The organism is Croceivirga radicis (assembly GCF_002072105.2).
Lineage (GTDB): Bacteria > Bacteroidota > Bacteroidia > Flavobacteriales > Flavobacteriaceae > Croceivirga > Croceivirga radicis.
In genome coordinates, this window is sequence record NZ_MTBC01000001.1 from 578,440 (window position 1) to 597,701 (window position 19,262).

Below are 19,262 nucleotides of genomic sequence, written 5' to 3' on the forward strand. Positions count from 1 at the left end.
ATTATCGAACACTTACTTGTTCATTATCGTACAACTTGCTAACATTGGGTATGGCAAAGCAAGAGGCAACCGTACTAATTCTAGATGATGATAAAGACATTCTTTTTTCCATGGAGGTGTTTTTAAAAAGACATTTTAGCAAAGTACTTACAACAACCAATCCTAAAGAATTGGTAACAATGCTTAACAAAACAGTCTTGCATTTGGTGGTAATGGATATGAATTTTAGGGCAGGAGACCAAAGTGGTAAAGAAGGTTTGTATTGGCTTAAGTTAATAAAAGAACGTTCTCAAGAAACCATGGTGGTGTTAATGACAGCATATGCCAATGTAGATTTAGCGGTGGAAAGTTTAAAAAAAGGCGCCTTCGATTTTGTTTTAAAACCTTGGGACAATGATAAGCTTTTGGCAACCTTGCAAAAGGGACTTTCTATGGTTAGGTCCAACACGCAGCAAAGCAAACTACAAAGCTTATCTAAAAACGGGTTACTACCACAAGAGCATGTTTTGGGTAAGTCCCAACCATTTAAAGAGGTGTTGCATTTGGTAGAAAAAGTGGCAGATACGCAAGCCAATGTACTCTTATTGGGAGAAAATGGTACTGGTAAATATGTAATAGCTAAAATGCTACATCAAAATTCTGCCAGAAAAGACAACATATTTGTACATGTAGATTTGGGTTCGTTAAATGAAAACTTGTTTGAGAGCGAATTGTTCGGCCATGCAAAAGGAGCGTTTACAGATGCTAAAGAAGATAGTTTAGGACGATTTGAGTTAGCAGATGAGGGAACTTTGTTTTTGGATGAAATAGGAAACTTGCCATTGCATTTGCAGAGCAAATTGTTAACGGTGCTGCAAACCAAAAAAGTTGTTCGTCTTGGCGAATCAAAAGAAAGAACGGTGAATGTTAGGATTATATGTGCTACCAATATGGATTTGCATCTGATGGTTGCAGAGCAACGATTTAGACAAGATCTACTGTATCGTATCAATACCATGGAAATTGTATTGCCTGCATTACGGGAGCGTACTGGCGATGTAGCGCTATTGGCACATCATTTTTTAGAAAAGAACAAACGCAAATATCAAAAAGGCCGCTTGCAATTTTCTATGGAAGCGTTAAACGCTATGAAAAAGTATCATTGGCCCGGAAATATTAGAGAATTAGAACACATTGTAGAGCGCGCGGTTATTTTAAGTGAAGAAAATGAAATTCAAGAATCCGATTTACGATTTGGTCCAGCGGTTACCCCAAAAGAAACGGTTAAAAATTTAAATTTAGAGGCTACCGAAAAACATTTGATACAATTGGCTTTAAAGAAGCATACGGGTAATGTAAGTAAGGCCGCAAAGGAATTGGGTATTACAAGAGCCGCTTTGTATAGGCGGATGGAAAAACATAATTTGTGAGTATAACATGCGCTACTTTAATACTTTCTTTTGGTTTTGTCTTGTGCTGATTGCCATAGGTATTTCTGCCGCCGTCTATTATGGTTTGCAGGGTTTTCTCTTTCTACCACTTTTTTTAATCGTGCTTTGCATTAGTATAGGGGGCTTGCTTTTGTGGCGTATTAAAAATGGCTATTTAAGAACCACGCAAGTAATACAAGCATTAGTACAAGAAGACTATGCGTTTAAAGTGCCAGAAAATCAATTACCAGCTGCATTAGCTTCGCCCTTGCAAATATTATATGGTAACTTAAAATCGGCCAAAAAGAATGCAGATGCCCAAAAAATAGTGTATGAAGGTATTATAGAAGCTATGGATACGGGTATCCTTATTTTAAGAAAAGGGGATGACAAGCTTTTTTTTGCTAACGGAGCGTTTTTTCAACTTTTACAAATGCCTAGGTATAACAAATGGCAAAATGCTTCACGCGAATTAAAAGCCTTTGATGCGTATTTTCAGGAAGAAAATTGGAAGAATATAAAGGATGTAATAACCCTGAATATTAATGGTAAAGAAAGTGATTTTTCTTTGCGAACCTTTATTTCTTACATCCATAATCAGGCTTATTTGGTAGTAAATTTAGATGCCATACAGAGTTTAATAGAAAAAAAAGAGAAAGAAGCTTGGTTCAATTTGATGAAGGTGATGAGTCATGAAATAATCAATACCATGGCGCCCATACAGCCATTAGCTAATAATTTAGAATTTCTATTAGCAGAACATAAATCTGGCTTAGGCGATAGTTACACCGATGTTAAACAAAGTGTAGAAACCATTCAAAAGCGCTCCAAACATTTATTGGATTTTATAGATACCTACCGCATGTTGGCAGAATTGCCTACGCCTAAGTTAGAGTGGGTTACGGTTACTAATTTATTAGAAGGTAGTCTGTCTTTGTTAAGGGGTTTGTTGCAAGAAAAAGGTATTGAGGTCAACGTAACTATACCTAATGATAAATTGCGGGTATACGTAGATGCTAAACAGATAGAACAGGTACTCATAAACCTGCTTACTAATTGTGTGTATGCATTAGATGGCATAAGCAACCCTAAAATTGACTTTACTGCGGAACAACAGGAGCAAAAAGTGGTTTTTACCATTGCGGACAATGGTAAAGGCATAGCCGCTAGTTTAAAGCGAGATGTATTTGTTCCCTTCTTTACAACCCGTAAAAACGGTTCGGGAATTGGATTAAGTTTAAGTAGAAATATAATGAATGCCCACAACGGTAGTATACATTTTACAAGTAAAGCTGGTACTACCCAATTTTACCTTGGTTTTAAGATGCCAAATCATTGATTTTCTCGTAAATAAGGTGGCTTTCCCAACCCCTATACAACAAATAATCTAACAGTTTTTTTTTACGTTTCTGAGGCGGTAAACCTTGGGTTTGTTCCCATTTTTTGTCTGCCAATTCATGAAAAACAGTGTGGTAATCTGCTTCTATTTCTTTTAAGGCCGTTTTTATATTGTAGTGCGATATTTGCCTTAGCTTAAGTTCTGTCGTGATACGATTTCTACCCCATTTTTTGTACTTGAATTTTCCTCTAGCATAGCTTTGGGCAAAACGTTCCTCATTTAGATAATTTTCTTGAATCAAGTGGGCAATTATATGGTCAATAGCCTGCGGAATCATGCGCATACCTTTTAATTTGACTACCACTTCTTTGTGGCAGCGATCTTGGTAAGCGCAATATGATTCTAATTTTCTTGTGGCTTCTTCTACCGTAAAACTTGGGGTGTTTTGCATGCTATAAATGTATAAAAACAAAAAAAGCGACTCCAAATAAATGAAGTCGCTTTTTTTAACTAAGAGTTTTCCCTTCCTTATCCTTAAAACGATATTCTAAGTATGTGTATGCATCCCTGGGCTGAATTTTTACCCATTTCTTATGTTCTAAAAACCATTTAGAACGTATAGATGGGAAACCTTTGGTTAGGTAAGCCGCAATAAAGGGATGTATATTAAGGGTAATACTTTTGTCCTTGGCCGCACCCTTTAAGATGCGTTCTAGGTGAGCGTTAATCTTATCTATCAAAACTATAGGGGCTTCTACCTCCTGGCCATTACCGCTAGGGTTAGCTTCACTAGTTTTGATATTCATTTCTGGACGCACACGTTGCCTAGTAATCTGTACTAGACCAAATTTACTCGGAGGTAAAATTTTATGTTTTGCCCTGTCGTCTTTCATTTCATCTCTTAGGTGATCAAAAAGTTTTCTTCTATGTTCACCTTTGGTCATGTCAATGAAGTCTACAACAATGATACCGCCCATATCTCTTAAACGTAATTGTCTTGCAATTTCTGTAGCAGCCAGTAAATTCACTTCTAATGCAGTGTCTTCTTGGTTTTTGGCTTTATTAGATCTATTGCCACTATTTACGTCTATTACGTGTAATGCTTCGGTATGCTCAATTACCAAATAAGCACCACGGCTCATGGATGCGGTACGTCCAAATGAAGTTTTAATCTGTCGTTCTATTCCAAATTTTTCAAAAATTGGAGCAGAACCGGAATATAATTTTACAATGGATTCCTTGTCAGGAGCTATTTCGTGCAGATAATCCTTGATGTTGTCATGAAGCTCTTCATCATCAACATGTATACCAGTAAAGGTATCGTTAAATACATCCCTAAGTATAGAAGAAGCTCTATTGAGTTCTATTAGTACCTTGGATGGATGATTGGCCTTATGCAAGGTTTTGCACATTGCTGTCCATTTATTCAGCAAATTTTGAAGGTCTTTATCTAATTCCGCGACTTTCTTGCCTTTGGCAACGGTGCGTATGATTACACCGAAACCTTTTGGTTTAATACTGGTTACCAATCTTTTTAAGCGCTCTTTTTCTTCCCTACTTTCAATTTTTTGGGATACAGATACGCGTTCTGAAAATGGGACCATAACTAAATAACGCCCAGCAATGGATAATTCCGAGCTTATTCTTGGTCCTTTGGTAGAAATTGGTTCTTTAACAATTTGTACCAGAATAGATTGGTTGGCCTTGACAACATCGTTGATGGTGCCATTTTTATCAATGTCTTTTTCAAACGGAAAATTCTTTAGAGAAAAATCTTTTAGCCTACCGCTTCTGGCTTGTTTCACAAACTTTAACATGGTAGAAAGTTGTGGGCCTAGATCGTGGTAGTGCAGAAATGCGTCTTTCTCGTACCCTACATTTACAAAGGCGGCGTTTAAACCGGTTACAGGTTTTCTGATTTTGGCTAGAAAAATATCGCCAACAGAAAAGCTGTTGTTGTCCTCTTCTTTATGTAGCTCGGTAAGTTTTCCATCTTTAAGTAAGGCAAAATCTACGGCGTCAGAACTAGATCTTACGATTAATTCTCTATTCACCTTTTTAAATTTGTACCTACGCCCTGTATAAGGGTATAGATGATTAAACAATTATGTTTGTCGATTAGCTAATCGAAATTCAAATTATTGTTGGACCCGTAATGTCAATGAACGTATTCTTTTAAAAAGAAAAAAGTAGTCTATCGACTACTTTTTCTTGTGTCGGTTGGCTCTTCTACGCTTTTTTCTTTTGTGCGTTGCCACCTTATGTCTTTTTCTTTTTTTACCACTCGGCATACAGCGTTGCTTTTATATTATTACTTAACTTGAACATTACTCTTAACTCCCTCTACAAACACTTTAGCAGGTTTAAATGCTGGTATGTTGTGTGCAGGAATTTTAATCGTCGTATTTTTTGAAATATTTCTTCCGGTTTTCTCGGCTCTAGTTTTGATAATGAAACTTCCAAAACCTCTAAGGTAAACATTATCACCATTCTCCAAGGATGTCTTAACCTCTTCCATAAAGGACTCTACAGTCGCTTGTACATCACCTTTCTCAATACCCAGCTTCTCTGAGATTTTAGAAACAATATCCGCTTTCGTCATTTTCCGTTATAATTATTAATAGGTTTTTTAAATTGGCTTGCAAATATATAAATGTTTTATATAACGCCCTAAAATTTAAGTATATAAACTGTTTCATCCTTTAGATAGTATTTTCCTACATGAATTTTTCTCAAAAAATATTGCGCTGGTACCAAGAAAACAAGCGGGATTTGCCGTGGCGAATCACCATAAATGCCTACAACATTTGGCTTTCAGAAATTATGCTGCAACAGACAAGAGTAGCTCAAGGAATACCTTATTATGAAAAATTTATAAGGCATTACCCTACTGTTTTTGACATGGCAAAAGCAGATGAAGAAGAAATTTTAAAACTTTGGCAGGGTTTAGGTTATTATTCCAGGGCCAGGAACATGCATGCTACAGCTAAATATATAGTGCAACATTATAATGGTAAGTTTCCAAGTACGTATAAAGAACTAATAGAACTAAAAGGCATTGGTGATTATACGGCTAGCGCAATTGCATCTATATCTTTTGGTCAAAAAGAAGCGGTCTTAGACGGTAATGTGTTTAGGGTGCTGGCACGCTATTTTGGTATAGCGTTGCCTATTAACGAAACGGAAGGAAAAAAATATTTTAAAGAACTTGCCATAAGTTTACTTCCCAAAACAGATTTAAGAGATTACAACCAAGGTATTATGGAGTTCGGGGCCATACAGTGTGCGCCCAGAAACCCAGATTGTTCTAAATGTCCATTAAAAGATAGTTGTAAGGCTTTACAAGATAACAATGTTTCTCAACTACCGGTAAAAATCAAAAAGGGAAAGATAAAAAACAGGTACTTTAATTATTTGGTTTTTTTGGACCAAAAGAATAATACATTAATGGAGCAAAGAACAGGTAAGGGTATCTGGCAAAACCTGTATCAATTTCCGTTATTGGAAAGCAATAATAAAATAACTTTAGACGAGGTTGAAACATATGTTTTGAATCGGTTTGGAGAAATGGAAAAGATTCATCTTTACAATTCTGAAGCCGTGGTTCATAAATTATCCCATCAGCATTTAATAACTCACTTTTGGATTGTAGAAAAGACCAATTTAGGAGATACTGCGGTGTCTATAGAAGATGCAAGACAATTTCCAGTGCCAGTTTTAATCGCACAATTCATGGAGCGCTTTAAATTTTAGTATTTTTGACCATTATGAGCGGAACATTAAACAAAGTAATGCTAATAGGGCATTTAGGAGACGAGGTTAAAGTACATTATTTTGAAGGTGGCGGATGTATTGGTAGGTTTCCGTTGGCAACAAATGAAACATATACAAATAGAACCACTGGAGAACGAGTAACCAATACGGATTGGCACAATATTGTTGTACGAAACAAAGCGGCAGAAGTTTGCGAAAAATACCTTAAAAAGGGCGATAAGGTCTATGTAGAAGGTCGTCTTAAGAATAGGCAATGGCAAGGTGAAGATGGTAATACAAGGTATGCAACAGAAGTGCACGTACAAGATTTTACTTTCTTGACCAATAAAAATGATAGTGGGTCACAAGGAGGTTCTAGCCAAAGTTCTGCAGCTACTTCTAGTGGGAGTAGTAACCAGGGTTATACAATGCCAGAGCAAAAAACTCCACTTCAAGAAACTGAAGAAGACGATTTACCGTTTTAATAGACCTAAATTTATATAATTGGACCCAGAACCCTGTTGTTTAATAGCTTTAGCTGCAACCTACAATGGTGTTTTCATTGTTCAGGTAATATTTCTTTTTGTATTGTTGTTATGTTCAGCAATGATTTCTGGCGCAGAGGTAGCATTGTTCGGTCTATCTGCAACAGAATTAAATGCAATAGAAGAACAGAACACTACAAAAGGTAAGTTAATTGTTAAACTACTTGGCAAGCCTAAAAAATTATTGGCAACCATACTTATTGCCAATAATGCCATTAATATTGGTATTGTATTGCTTTTTAGTGTAATTGGGGATACAATCTTTGCTTCTATGAACCAATTGCTGTTCGGTTTTGTATCGGTACGGTTTATTCTAGAAGTGGTTTTGGCTACTTTCTTAATATTAATGTTTGGAGAGATTCTTCCTAAAATTTATGCCAATCGAAACAAAGTGCAGTTTTCTCACTTTATGTCAAGACCGGTAAAGTTGTTAGATACCTTGTTTACACCATTTAGTATGCCCATGCGATCCGCTACTATTTTTTTACAAGATAAATTAGGTAAGCAAAAATCTAGTTTTAGTGTAGACCATTTGTCACAGGCTTTGGAATTAACACAGGAAGGAGACACCACAAAAGAGGAACAAAAAATATTAGAGGGCATAGTAAATTTTGGAAATACGGATACCAAGCAGGTTATGAGGCCTAGAATAGACATTTTTGCATTGAATGCAGAAATGAAGTTTCCAGAAGTTCTAGAAGAGATTATGAAGAACGGCTATTCTAGAATACCCGTTTTTGAGGAGCATATGGATAATGTATGTGGTGTGCTGTATGTAAAAGATCTCTTGCCTTATTTAGATAGAAAGAATTTTAATTGGATGTCTTTGATACGAGAACCATATTTTGTGCCTGAGAATAAAAAACTAGACGATTTGTTGTTAGAGTTTCAGGAACAAAAAAAGCATTTAGCGGTTGTGGTAGATGAATATGGAGGAACTTCTGGTATAGTTACTTTAGAGGATATTATAGAAGAAATTGTTGGCGATATCAGTGACGAGTTTGATGATGAAGATTTGATTTTTTCTAAACTGGACGATTATACCTTTGTCTTTGAGGGTAAAACCAATCTAAAGGATTTTTATCGTGTGGTAAAAACTACAGATGAACAAGAAGAGCAGTTTGAACAGAACAAAGGAGAATCTGAGACCATAGCTGGTTTTGTGTTGGAGATTTCGGGTGGTTTTCCAAGAAAAGGAGAAAGCATTCAATTTAATGGATATAAATTTACTGTTGAAAGTCTAGATATTAAAAGGTTAAAACAAATAAAGGTAAACTTGCCCAATGATAAGTAGAGTTCTAATCTTATTTTTTGCCATTGTAGTCTTGGTTTCTTGTAAAGAAGAAGTAATGCCAAAACCAAAAGCAATGTTGCGTTTGCAATACCCAGAGGGGAATTACAATACATTTAATACCCAAAAATTTGAATTTTTAAAAAATGAGATTGCAACGGTAAAACAAGAAAAACAAAGCGGACTAGTCTTGGACTATCCTATGATGAAAGGCTCTTTGTACCTAACATATAAACCTATAAACGGTAATTTAAACCAATTACTAACAGATGCACAACGTTTATCTTATGAACACGTGGTTAAAGCAGATAACATAGTTGAGCAGCCTTTTTTAAATCCAGAAGATGGTGTTTATGGTATGTTCTATGAAGTTACTGGAAACGCTGCTTCACAATCCCAATTTTACGTAACGGATAGTACCAATCATTTTTTAACAGGATCGCTATATTTTTATGCTAAACCCAATTATGATTCTATTTATCCGGCAGCTATCTATTTACAGAAAGATATTAGAAGGGTTATGGAGTCTTTAAAATGGAAATAAGTTATTCTTGCCCTAATAGTGTTTCTGCGCGTGCAATACTGCTATTTATTTGCTCTTTAAGCTCCTTAACTTTTACCTCCTCTTCGTTAAGCCATTCTTGTTTTTGTGGGCTTAGTTCTTTGCCGTTCAAAATTTCATCAGAATCAAATCGATCACCAAAACCTTTCATCCAATCCATCATAGCCATGTTTGCCTCTTGTAAATCTTTCATGGCTTCTTGGTAAACCATACTTTGGGCGGTAGTGTCCACTTTTTCTTTTAACTGCCCTACCAATCTACCAAGTTTGCCCATTTTAGGCATTACCTCATCGTGGATGGCCATTACCGTCTGCATTTGCGTAGGTTTTGTGTTCGTTTCTTCCTTTTTTTCATTACAGGCAAAAAAAACTAGGCTAATAAATAGAAATACTATTTTTTTCATGGAGATAATTTGAACGTAAAGGTAAGAAGTTTAAGTGGGTACTTTTTAAAAAAAAAGGCCGGTTTTCACCGGCCTTCTTTTTTTGTAGAAAACGGATTATTCAAAATCTGCTGGAGTAACTCCTTCGTTTACTTTAATTTCTTTTACGATAAAATCAAATTTCTGCGGGCCCATGGATTGGCTCATCTTAAACGGAAATTTAACTCCAGATACTTCTTTGTAATCATCCAAGATAAGTGTTTGGCTTATTTGCTGGCCTTGCATTTCTTGTACGTTCACTTCTTGAATCTTTAATCCGGTTTCCAGGTCATAGTAAACGGTCTTATTGTCCGTAACTTTAATTTTGTAGGCTTTTTTGCCATTAACTACTTCTACGCCCTCTAAAGTTAAGCCACCTGCTGCCAAATAATTTAATTCTGGAAATGGTGCAGATTCTTCTTTAATTTTATTAACCTCATCTTCGGTAAGGTCTTTGCGTTGACCTTGCATGGTCATATATCCTTTATTCCCGTCTAGCACCTGTTTGCTCATAGAGTTTCCCATAACTTTTACGTCTTGCATAAATTGGTTGTTAGCGGTTTTTTTCATTTCCAACTCCAACTTCATGCCTTGCATTTCTGCTTCTGCCACCAAAGCATAGGATGCTACATTTTCTAAAGCCTGTTTACCGCCAATAGCAGCTACGTATTTTTCTATAATGGCGTTAGCATCAACACCTTCTGGTATAGTAACCTCATAGTTTGGTTTTTCTACCTTATTGGCGTTTTTATCAAAGTACCTAACCGGTACGGTTTTTCCATTAAAACTAACTTTTTCCAAATTTTCTAGAACATCACTTCCTTTGCCTACCACAACTATACGGGCATTATCTATGGAGAAATATTTATTTGCTGCGGCTTGCACTTCTTCTATTGTTATGGCGTTTATGCGTTCCAAGTAAGTTTCATAAAAATCTTTTGGTAAGCCTTCTTTTTCTACGTTAAGAGCATAAGCTGCAACGGTTTCTGGATTTTCTAGCGCCATTACAAACCTACCCGCATATTTGGCCTTGGTATTATCTAGCTCTTCTTTTGTAATAGGTTCTTTTCGTATACGTTCTATTTCTTTAAGTATTTCTACTACAGAGCTATCTGTTACTTGATTTCTAACTTGTGCTTCTGCAATAAATCTAGATTTAGAGTTTTTATTGCTGCCTAAAGAAGAATAAGACCCATACGTGTATCCTTTGTCTTCACGTAAGTTCAAGAATAATCTGCCTTCTCCGCCTCCACCAAGAATTTGGTTGGCAATTAATGCGGCCAGATAGTCTTCATCTTTCTTCTTTAAGTCTACCAAATTCTCTACAACTACTTGAGATTGTACGGCATTGGGTACATCTACAAAGTTTATTTGCGTATACTGAACGTCTTTGGGTTCAGAATAACTAAAAGATGGTGGCACGGCTTTTGTCCAAGGTGTAAAGGCTTCCGTAATCAATTTTTTGGCCTCTTTAAATTCTATATCTCCAACCACAATCAAATATGCATTGGCTGGTACAAAATAGGAGCGGTAAAATTCTTCAACATCTGCAAGGGTAACGTTGTTCACGGTTTCCTCTGTAGTCATTTCACCATATGGATGTCCTTTTCCATAAGCTAGTGCGGCCTGTACATTGGCAGCAATGGTAGAGGCGTCTTTTTCAGCAGATTTTAACCCTGTAATTATTTTGGCCTTTTCCTTGTCAAACTCTTCTTGTGTAAAATTAGGATTAATGGCTGCATCTGCCATTAGCTCTATGATTCTTGGAAAATACTTAGACAAAGAACTGGCAAAGGCACTTTGGGACCCAAATGAGATACGAGCTCCCATAAAGTCTACTTCTTCGTTATAGGCGTCTTTAGAAATATTCTTGGTGCCATTGCCCAAAAGGCTAGACAGTAGGCTAGATACGCCTGCTTTATTACCTTCAGCTATAGGAGGATTGTCAATGTCTAATTGAATGCGAACACGGGGTAATTTATGGTTTTCTACCACCATTACCTTTAAACCGTTCTTTAATTGAAAGGTATTGGGTTCTGATAGGTTAATCTTGGGAGCGGGTCCTGCTTGGGGTTGTTTGCTCCTGTCTATTTGGGCGGTCATGGTAGCCGTAAAGAAAACCAAGGCCAATAGTGTTATAATATTTTTCATGTCTTTTTCTTAGAATTCTGTTTTTTCTCCAGGTAAATAGTTAATGAGTACACTTTGATTTGGCTTTAAATACTTGTTGGCCACTTCTTTAATTTCCTCTCTGGTTATAGAGCGATAAATGTCTATCTCTTTATTGATAAGACTGGTATCTCCATATAGTAAATAATTGGTAGCAAGCGAACTTGCTATACCTTCTACGCTAGAGTTGGAATTCACAAAGTTGTTTTCAAACTTGTTTTGAAGCTTCTGATAATCGTTCTCTGAAATTAATTCGTTTCTTACTTTGGCCACTTCTTCTTCAATTCCAGATTGTAGGCTTTCTAAGGATGTTTCGCCAACCGGTAACGCAAAAACCAAATACATGCCATAGTCTTCTTGCGGAATGTTAAAAGCGCCAACTTGTAGGGCTTTTTTTTCTTCGTCTACTAGTTTCTTGTATAGTTTAGAACTTTTACCATCACTTAGATAAGTAGAAATCATATCCAATACATAGGCATCTCTTTCTTTAAAACCAGGTATGCGGTAAGCGGTACCCGTAGCAGGTATCTGGATGTTGGCGTCGTATGCCGTAGCAACCTTTTGTTCTGTAATTGGGTCCTCTAGAGGGTAATTACGTACAACAGCTGCCCCTTTTGGAATAGGACCAAAATAATCTTTAATCATTTTTTTGGTCTCGTTTATTTCAATGTCGCCAGCAACTACAAGAACCGCGTTATTTGGCACGTAGTATTTTTCATTATAAGCAACTACGTCTTCTAAAGTTCCTGCATCCAAATCTTCCATATAGCCAATATTAGGGTCTTTGTATGGGTGCTTTTCAAACAAATTCTTTCCCAAAACCATCAAAAAGGAACCATAAGGTGAATTGTCATAGCGCAGGCGCTTTTCTTCCTTAACAACTTCTTTTTGGGTATCTATACCGGTTTGGTCTATAACTGGGTGTAGCATGCGCTCCGATTCTAACCATAGCCCTAACTCTAAATTGTTTGAAGGGAAAACCTCGTAATAGTAAGTTCTATCTTGAGAGGTATTTGCATTGTTCTTTCCTCCGTTAGAAGATACAATTTGAAACCACTTACCTCTTTCTATATTCTTGGTACCTTCAAACAATAAATGTTCAAAAAAATGGGCAAATCCGGTTCTGCCCTCTGTGCGGTCTTTACCACCTACATGGTACATTACAGATGTTGTTACCACAGGGGCACTGTTGTCTTGGTGCAAGATTACGTGTAGTCCGTTGTCTAGATCATACTCTTCAAACGTAACTTCTTGAGCTTGCACACTTAAAGCCATGGCTATAGATGCCAAAGCCGTTAGTGAGAATTTCTTCATTTTCTATAGTTTAATTGATTAACCAAAAGGTTTGTCTAATATACATGCTATTTGTTACAACTTATAGATTGTTTAGCTATTAGAATTTTTAAAAGCTTGAGTTGCATTATTTTATTCTGTATCTTAAGAAGAAAACTAAACATATGAGCATTAGAACGTTACCTATAAGATTTGGGTTGGTTACAGCTGCAGTTTTAATCGCCTATTTTTTAATATTGTCTTTAATGGGCAAGCACACGAACATATTTTACAGTCTATTTAATGGTGTAATTACTGGTTTTGGAATACATGAGACCATCAAATACACTAAAATTAGAGAAGGCAATAACTTTAGCTATGGAGATGGTTTTAAATCTGGATTGATCACGGGTTTTGTAGCCACCCTTTTGTTTACTGTGTTTTTTGCATTTTATGCAACCGAACTTAATACGGTTTTTCTAGAAAAGCTTTCAGATGTTTGGGCCAAGGATTATGGTAATTTTAAGGCAATCGTGTTTTTTACGGTGGCCATAATGGGTATGGCAACTACTGTAGTTTTAACCTTAGCTTTTATGCAGTTGTACAAAACCACGAACAACAACCGTAAATAATTGATTAAAAATCTATCGCAGGGGTTGTAGATTAAGGAATTAGCAGTATATTTGCACCCGCTATTTAAGAAAATAGCCAATTAATCTATTTATAAAATATTTGATTATGTACGCAATCGTAGAGATGGCAGGGCAGCAATTTAAAGTTGCGAAAGACCAAAAAGTGTACGTACACCGTTTACAAACAGAAGAAGGTGAAAAGGTTACTTTTGACCGTGTTCTTTTGTTAGATGACGCGGGTACGGTTACTGTTGGCGCCCCAGTCATAGATGGTGCAGCTGTAGAAGCTAAAGTTGTAAAACATCTAAAAGGCGATAAAGTAATTGTCTTTAAAAAGAAAAGAAGAAAAGGGTACCGCAAGAAAAATGGCCACAGACAATATCTTACAGAGATTGTTGTTGAGAACATTTTAACTAGTGGTGCTAAGAAAGCTGCCCCTGCTAAAAAGAAGGAAGCTGCTCCTAAAAAAGAAGAAGCGCCAAAAGCTGCTCCAGCAAAAGCAAAAGCTTCTAAAGGAGACGATTTGAAAAAAGTTGAAGGTATTGGACCAAAAATCGCTCAGACATTGAACGAGGCTGGTATTACTACTTTTGCTGAATTAGCAAAGACAGATGCAGCTAAGATTGCAGAAATCATTGCAGATGTACGTGGTAACCACGTTACAGATACTTGGCCAAAACAAGCAGAACTTGCTGCCGAAGGTAAGTGGGACGAGCTTAAGAAATGGCAAGATGAATTAGACGGTGGTAAAGCTTAAGCTTACTGCTACAAATAATAGTAAAGACAAAACCTAGAAAACATGGCACACAAAAAAGGTGTAGGTAGTTCTAAGAACGGTAGAGAATCAGAATCGAAACGATTAGGCGTAAAGATTTTTGGTGGCCAAGCTGCAGTAGCTGGTAACATCATTGTTCGCCAACGTGGAACAAAACACAATGCTGGTGATAATGTATATCTTGGTAAAGATCACACATTGCACGCAAAAGTAGATGGTTTAGTAAAGTTTGAGAAAAAAGCAGGAGGTAAATCTTTTGTTTCTATTGAGCCTTTTGAAGCTTAATTAATACTCAACTTACAGTATATAGAGCCCTTACGAAGTAATTCGTAAAGGGCTTTTTTAATTTATACCTAACTTTAAGCTAACCTTAGCTTTATTTCAAAAGTATAGTTTCACCAGTTTGTATTCATTTTCAAACTGCTTTAAAGTGAAATCATTCACTATCACTTTTTTTTTAATTCTTGTAATGGTGCAAGCCGTGGTTGGCCAAGAGCATGTAGCGCCTAGAAGTGAACTTCAATTTCCTGACTTTGAATCCAAAGAAGAAAAAACTTCTCATTCCTATTATCTTCAATTAGGAGACTATTTATATAAGGCTGGGGTTTATAACGAGGCTATTCTCAATTATCAAAAGGCTTTGCAATATAGCTTGGCACAGGTCAATAAAAATACAACTACTACCTTATTACGGTTTAAAATTGGAGAAGCGCACTTGGCTTTACGCAACTACAATTTTGCATTAAATTCTTTGAATCAGACCTTAAAAAGTGTAGAAGGTACCGAAGATGAAGTCAACGTTAGAATACTTATTGGTACTTGCCATGAAAAATTGGGCCAATTGCCTTTGGCTTTAAAAGAGCAAATGGCCGCATTAGAACTTGCTAAAACCTACAATAACAAGCTTGCAACAGCAAAGGCATTGGAAAGTATTGGTAGCGTTTATGAAGACATGAACTTGTTTAAAGAAGCTAAAAACTATTTTAACATGGCATTAATCTCCATGCCTAAAAATAATTTGGCTTTAGAAGCAAATATTTTAAATAATCTTGCAGACGCTTATAGAAAAAGTGGTGCAATCCAAGAGGCGTTGCCGTTTACCATTAAAGCTTTGCAACTTGCTAAACGTGTAAATGATAAACACCAAATAGAAAGCGCTCACAAAGATTTGGCTATAGCGTATAAGGAATTGGGTAATTATAAGTTGGCCTACCAACATTTAAATGCATCCGATTCTTTGAACGCCAAAATATTTTATGCCCAAAATACCGAACAAATAAATGCCTTACAATCCTTGCATGAGGCCAATAAAAAAGAAGCAGAGATTTCTAGTTTAAAACAAGAGAATAAACTAGTACGAGCTAAACAAGCAGTTTTTTTGGTGCTTTTAATTGCTATAGTTCTTTTGGCTGTTGGTTTTGTTTTTTATTGGAATAAGAAACGTAGGCAAAATGCGAAATTAGTTCAATACAAGCAACGCATGTTAAAGGCAGAATTGGATAAGAAAATTGCGGAAGAAGAAAACATGCAAAAAGAAATTAAACTTAAGGCCATGGCATTGTCTAGATATAGCTTGCACCTTTCTCAAAAAAATAAAATTTTAGCCACTGTTTCTACCAAATTGAGCCATATTTCGGAGCGTAAAAACATCAACGCTTCGGCTAAACTAAAAGAACTGGTAAGTGAAATTGATTTTAATCTAAAACAAGAAGAGGAATGGAACCAATTTCAGATTTATTTTAATGATATCCATCCTGGTTTTACTTCAGAATTAATTAAAAAAGCAGCTTCTAAACTAAGTGCTTCAGAATTACGGTTGGCTATGTTGGTACGCTTAAACCTATCTTCAAAAGAAATAGCTACTATTTTAAGAGTTACCCCAGATAGTATACGTGTAGCCAGATATCGGTTAAGAAAAAAACTGCCTATTGCACCAGAACAAGATTTAATCCATCATTTGTTGCAGTACTAGGACCGTTATGTTTTTGGTTTGTAAGGCTAATGTTAAAAAATAGTAATTGTTGCCTTGTTGTTTACGGTATTCTGGGCAGTGATTTACATATTGTTATTTTTCAATTAACATGCTTAGCCCTTTATCTATCTAGTTTTGCTAGAAATCAAATACTTTAAGTAAACTAGAATGACCACACTATTAAAAAACTATTATGTAACGCTTGTAATGCTCTTTTTTGTTGCCTGGGGTATGGCCCAAACGGGTAATATCAAAGGGGTAATTACAGATGAAAACGGAATCTATGTACCAGGGGCTTCCGTATTTTTAGAAGGCACCCAAAAAGGTGCAATTTCTGACTTTGATGGAAAATTTACCCTGGTAAACGTTACACCTGCTACTTATACCTTAAAAGTTTCCTTTTTGGGATATAATGACGCTTCTAAGGAAGTGGTAGTTACGGCAGAAGAAACAACTATAATAAATCTCTCGCTAAATCCTAAAAACATGGAATTAGATGAGGTGCAGGTAACGGCATATGGGCTAGGCGGAACTGCCAAAGCACTAAATGCCCAAAAGAACAATTTAAATATTACCAATGTGGTTTCTACAGACCAAATTGGTAAGTTTCCAGATGCCAATATTGGAGATGCCGTTAAACGTATTCCTGGTATAACCATGCAGGTAGACCAAGGGGAGGCAAGAAATATTATTGTACGTGGTTTATCACCACAATTAAACTCAGTTACTTTAAATGGTAGCCGTATACCTTCTGCTGAGGGTGATAACCGTAACGTACAGATGGATTTGATTCCTTCAGACATGATACAGACTATAGAGGTAAACAAGGCCGTTACACCAGATATGGATGCAGATGCCATGGGTGGTTCTGTTAACTTGATTACTAGAACAGCTCCTCAAGGTTTTAGGTTGTCTGCAACGGCTGGTTCTGGTGTAAACTTTATTACGGACAAACCCATATGGAATGGTTCTGTTTTGGTGGGTGATCGTAGCCAAGATGGTAAGTTTGGTTGGATGGTTTCTGCTACTATCAATGACAATGATTTTGGTTCTGATAATATAGAGGCAGAGTGGACAGATGAATTTGAGTACAACACCGGCGTACAAGATGTAGAAGGAGAAGATATTCTAGAAGAAGTAGCGGTAGATCCTTATCCTAATGTTTTTGAAAATAGAACTTATTTGGTGCAACGTGTACGTAGAAGTTTTGCCGCAAATTTGGATTATCAAATAAATGCGAACAATAACATCTATTTAAAGTCTATGTATAATTGGCGAGATGATAGAGAGAACCGTTTTCGTTTAGAACACGAGATTTTGGATGGCGAAGATATTGGTTCAGATGACTTTACTATTACTAATGGTTATCCTACACGTTTTCCGGTTGAGGTAAAAAGGCAATCTAAAGGTGGTGTAAACAATAGCCGAAATAAAAACAGAAGATTGGAAGACCAGCGTATGCAAAATTACAGCTTGGGTGGCGATCATTTATTTGGAAGTTTAAAAGTGGATTGGATGGCTTCTTACGCCAAAGCTTCAGAAGAGCGTTTAGACGAGCGTTATGCAGAATTTGAATCTGAGTATATTATTAGCAATGGTACAGATTCTGAGTTTCCAGTATTTACGCCTATAGATGCTGCTGATACTGCCCCTGCTAATTTTGACTATGGAGAAATTAGCAACGAAAATCAATATACGGAAGAAGAGGATGTTAACTTCTTTGTGAATTTTGAACTACCGGCAGATTTCTTTGGTAAGGGTGATGGTAATGTAAAATTTGGGGCTAGAGGAAGATTTAAATCAAAAAATAGAGATAATAACTATTTTGAATACGATTTTGAAGATGATTTTCCTACCCTAGATGTGGTACCAACCAGAGATATTACCGACCCAGATTTCTTAGCTGGTAGCCAATACGCGGCTGGGATGTTTGCAACAGAAGAATGGTTGGGGAATTTAAATTTAGATCCCACACAAGGTGAAGATAAGCCTGAAGAATATGCACCGGGTAATTTTGATGTTAACGAAGATGTATTTGCTGCCTATGTCATGGTTAATCAAAAATTAGCGGACAATTTTAGTATTCTGGCAGGTTTGCGTTTAGAAAATACGAAGTTAGAATCTAAGGGTAATCGTGTAAATTATATTGAGGAAGATGAAGATGCCGGAATAGAAGAAGCTATAGAAATAGAGGCAGTAGCAGAAAATAATACGTACACCAACATTTTACCGGGTATCCATCTTAAATATGACGTTTCTCGTAGTACTGTATTACGTTTTGCATGGACCAATACCTTGGCAAGGCCAAACTATGTAGATTTAATACCCCGTGCAGAATACGTAAACGAGGATGATGAAATATATTTAGGCAACCCAGATTTAAATCCTACTAAGTCAATGAATTTTGATTTAATGGCAGAGCATTACTTTCAAAGTGTAGGTATTTTGTCTGGCGGTTTGTTCTATAAGAAGATAAATGATTTTATCTACACCTACCAAACAGAAACCACTACAGATATTTATGGACCGGGAACTGAGGGGTATGAAGTATACCAACCATTAAATGGTGATGATGCGTCCATTTTTGGGGCAGAAGTTTCCTTACAACGTCAATTGGATTTCTTGCCAGGTTTTTTAAGAAATATGAGCATCTATTTAAACTATACCTATTTAACTTCTAGCGCGGATGGTATAAGAAATGAGGACGGGGATGAAAGAGATGATTTGGATTTGCCAAATACCGCACCAAACATGTTCAATGGCTCTTTGGGTTATTCAGATAAAAAATTTAGCGCACGTTTATCGGCAAACTTTTCAGATGCCTATATAGATGAAATTGGCGGTAATGCTTTTGAAGATAGGTATTATGACAAACAGTTTTTCCTAGATTTAAACGCTAGTTATGCTATAAACCAAAATCTTAGGGTTTATGCAGATTTAAATAACATTACAAATCAACCCTTACGCTATTATCAAGGTGTTAGTAACCGTACCATGCAAGCAGAATACTACAGCTTAAGATGCACTTTTGGTATTAAGTATGATTTGTTCAAGAAATAAAAGAAGCACATAGGTAGTGTATATTTTTAAAACTGCCGTGCCATAAACGGGCGGCAGTTTTA

At 36.4% G+C, this 19,262-nt stretch carries 17 protein-coding genes; 11 read left to right on the plus strand and 6 right to left on the minus strand.

All coding sequences use genetic code 11. The annotated features are described in order from the left end of the window. Positions 1-50: 50 nt before the first annotated feature. Together BUL40_RS02585 and BUL40_RS02590 are read left to right on the plus strand one after the other, a co-directional pair. Entirely contained in the window at positions 51-1,409 is a 1,359-nt protein-coding gene (locus BUL40_RS02585) for a sigma-54-dependent transcriptional regulator (RefSeq protein ID WP_080317955.1), read from the plus strand. A gap of 121 nt (positions 1,410-1,530) precedes the next feature. Next, positions 1,531-2,748, plus strand: coding sequence for a sensor histidine kinase (locus tag BUL40_RS02590; RefSeq protein ID WP_176465431.1), 1,218 nt, complete (start codon positions 1,531-1,533; stop codon positions 2,746-2,748). Here the strand turns inward: BUL40_RS02590 and BUL40_RS02595 are convergent. The 3 genes from BUL40_RS02595 to BUL40_RS02605 form a co-directional block, all read right to left on the minus strand. Then, positions 2,729-3,199, minus strand: a complete 471-nt coding sequence (locus BUL40_RS02595) for a regulatory protein RecX (RefSeq protein WP_080317957.1) — start codon at positions 3,197-3,199, stop codon at positions 2,729-2,731. The genes BUL40_RS02590 and BUL40_RS02595 overlap by 20 nt on opposite strands. Positions 3,200-3,254: 55 nt before the next feature. Then, on the minus strand, positions 3,255-4,802 hold the full coding sequence (locus BUL40_RS02600) for an Rne/Rng family ribonuclease (RefSeq protein ID WP_010516438.1): 1,548 nt from the start codon (positions 4,800-4,802) through the stop codon (positions 3,255-3,257). 257 nt (positions 4,803-5,059) lie between these two features. Further along, the gene (locus BUL40_RS02605; protein WP_010516435.1) at positions 5,060-5,350 is read right to left on the minus strand and encodes an HU family DNA-binding protein; all 291 of its coding nucleotides are present in this window, start codon (positions 5,348-5,350) and stop codon (positions 5,060-5,062) included. A 119-nt stretch (positions 5,351-5,469) separates the two neighbouring features. Between BUL40_RS02605 and mutY the strand changes: the two genes are divergently transcribed. Genes mutY through gldD form a run of 4 tightly spaced genes read left to right on the plus strand, consistent with a single transcriptional unit; the run spans position 5,470 to position 8,881 of the window. After that, positions 5,470-6,501: an A/G-specific adenine glycosylase gene (gene mutY / locus BUL40_RS02610; protein WP_080317958.1), complete on the plus strand. Its 1,032-nt coding sequence runs from the start codon at positions 5,470-5,472 to the stop codon at positions 6,499-6,501. Positions 6,502-6,515: 14 nt separating this feature from the next. After that, a complete protein-coding gene (locus BUL40_RS02615; protein ID WP_080317959.1) occupies positions 6,516-6,986 on the plus strand; it encodes a single-stranded DNA-binding protein in 471 nt (156 codons plus the stop codon). A 19-nt stretch (positions 6,987-7,005) separates the two neighbouring features. After that, the gene (locus tag BUL40_RS02620; RefSeq protein ID WP_080317960.1) at positions 7,006-8,340 is read left to right on the plus strand and encodes a gliding motility-associated protein GldE; all 1,335 of its coding nucleotides are present in this window, start codon (positions 7,006-7,008) and stop codon (positions 8,338-8,340) included. After that, positions 8,330-8,881 carry a gliding motility lipoprotein GldD gene (gene gldD / locus BUL40_RS02625; RefSeq protein ID WP_080317961.1) on the plus strand — a complete coding sequence of 184 codons (552 nt, stop codon included), beginning with the start codon at positions 8,330-8,332 and terminating at the stop codon, positions 8,879-8,881. The genes BUL40_RS02620 and gldD overlap by 11 nt, the downstream gene beginning before the upstream one ends. 1 nt (position 8,882) lies before the next feature. Here the strand turns inward: gldD and BUL40_RS02630 are convergent, their stop codons facing one another. The 3 genes from BUL40_RS02630 to BUL40_RS02640 all read right to left on the minus strand — a co-directional run bounded on the left by BUL40_RS02630 (position 8,883) and on the right by BUL40_RS02640 (position 12,803). Continuing rightward, positions 8,883-9,302, minus strand: coding sequence for a hypothetical protein (locus tag BUL40_RS02630; protein WP_080317962.1), 420 nt, complete (start codon positions 9,300-9,302; stop codon positions 8,883-8,885). A gap of 96 nt (positions 9,303-9,398) precedes the next feature. Further along, complete coding sequence (locus BUL40_RS02635; protein WP_080317963.1) at positions 9,399-11,471, minus strand: M16 family metallopeptidase; 2,073 nt, start codon at positions 11,469-11,471, stop codon at positions 9,399-9,401. A gap of 9 nt (positions 11,472-11,480) precedes the next feature. Next, positions 11,481-12,803 (minus strand): M16 family metallopeptidase, encoded by a 1,323-nt coding sequence (locus BUL40_RS02640; RefSeq protein ID WP_010516426.1) that lies wholly within the window; start codon positions 12,801-12,803, stop codon positions 11,481-11,483. 143 nt (positions 12,804-12,946) lie between these two features. Between BUL40_RS02640 and BUL40_RS02645 the strand changes: the two genes are divergently transcribed. The 5 genes from BUL40_RS02645 (at position 12,947) to BUL40_RS02665 (ending at position 19,200) form a co-directional block, all read left to right on the plus strand. After that, the gene (locus BUL40_RS02645; protein ID WP_080317964.1) at positions 12,947-13,393 is read left to right on the plus strand and encodes a DUF4199 domain-containing protein; all 447 of its coding nucleotides are present in this window, start codon (positions 12,947-12,949) and stop codon (positions 13,391-13,393) included. Between the two features lie 106 nt (positions 13,394-13,499). Then, on the plus strand, positions 13,500-14,150 hold the full coding sequence (gene rplU, locus BUL40_RS02650) for a 50S ribosomal protein L21 (protein WP_010516422.1): 651 nt from the start codon (positions 13,500-13,502) through the stop codon (positions 14,148-14,150). A 42-nt stretch (positions 14,151-14,192) separates the two neighbouring features. Continuing rightward, positions 14,193-14,453 carry a 50S ribosomal protein L27 gene (gene rpmA / locus BUL40_RS02655; protein WP_010516420.1) on the plus strand — a complete coding sequence of 87 codons (261 nt, stop codon included), beginning with the start codon at positions 14,193-14,195 and terminating at the stop codon, positions 14,451-14,453. Positions 14,454-14,598: 145 nt separating this feature from the next. Next, on the plus strand, positions 14,599-16,140 hold the full coding sequence (locus BUL40_RS02660) for a tetratricopeptide repeat protein (RefSeq protein WP_141239634.1): 1,542 nt from the start codon (positions 14,599-14,601) through the stop codon (positions 16,138-16,140). Between the two features lie 168 nt (positions 16,141-16,308). Continuing rightward, on the plus strand, positions 16,309-19,200 hold the full coding sequence (locus BUL40_RS02665; protein ID WP_176465432.1) for a TonB-dependent receptor: 2,892 nt from the start codon (positions 16,309-16,311) through the stop codon (positions 19,198-19,200). Positions 19,201-19,262 lie beyond the last annotated feature (62 nt).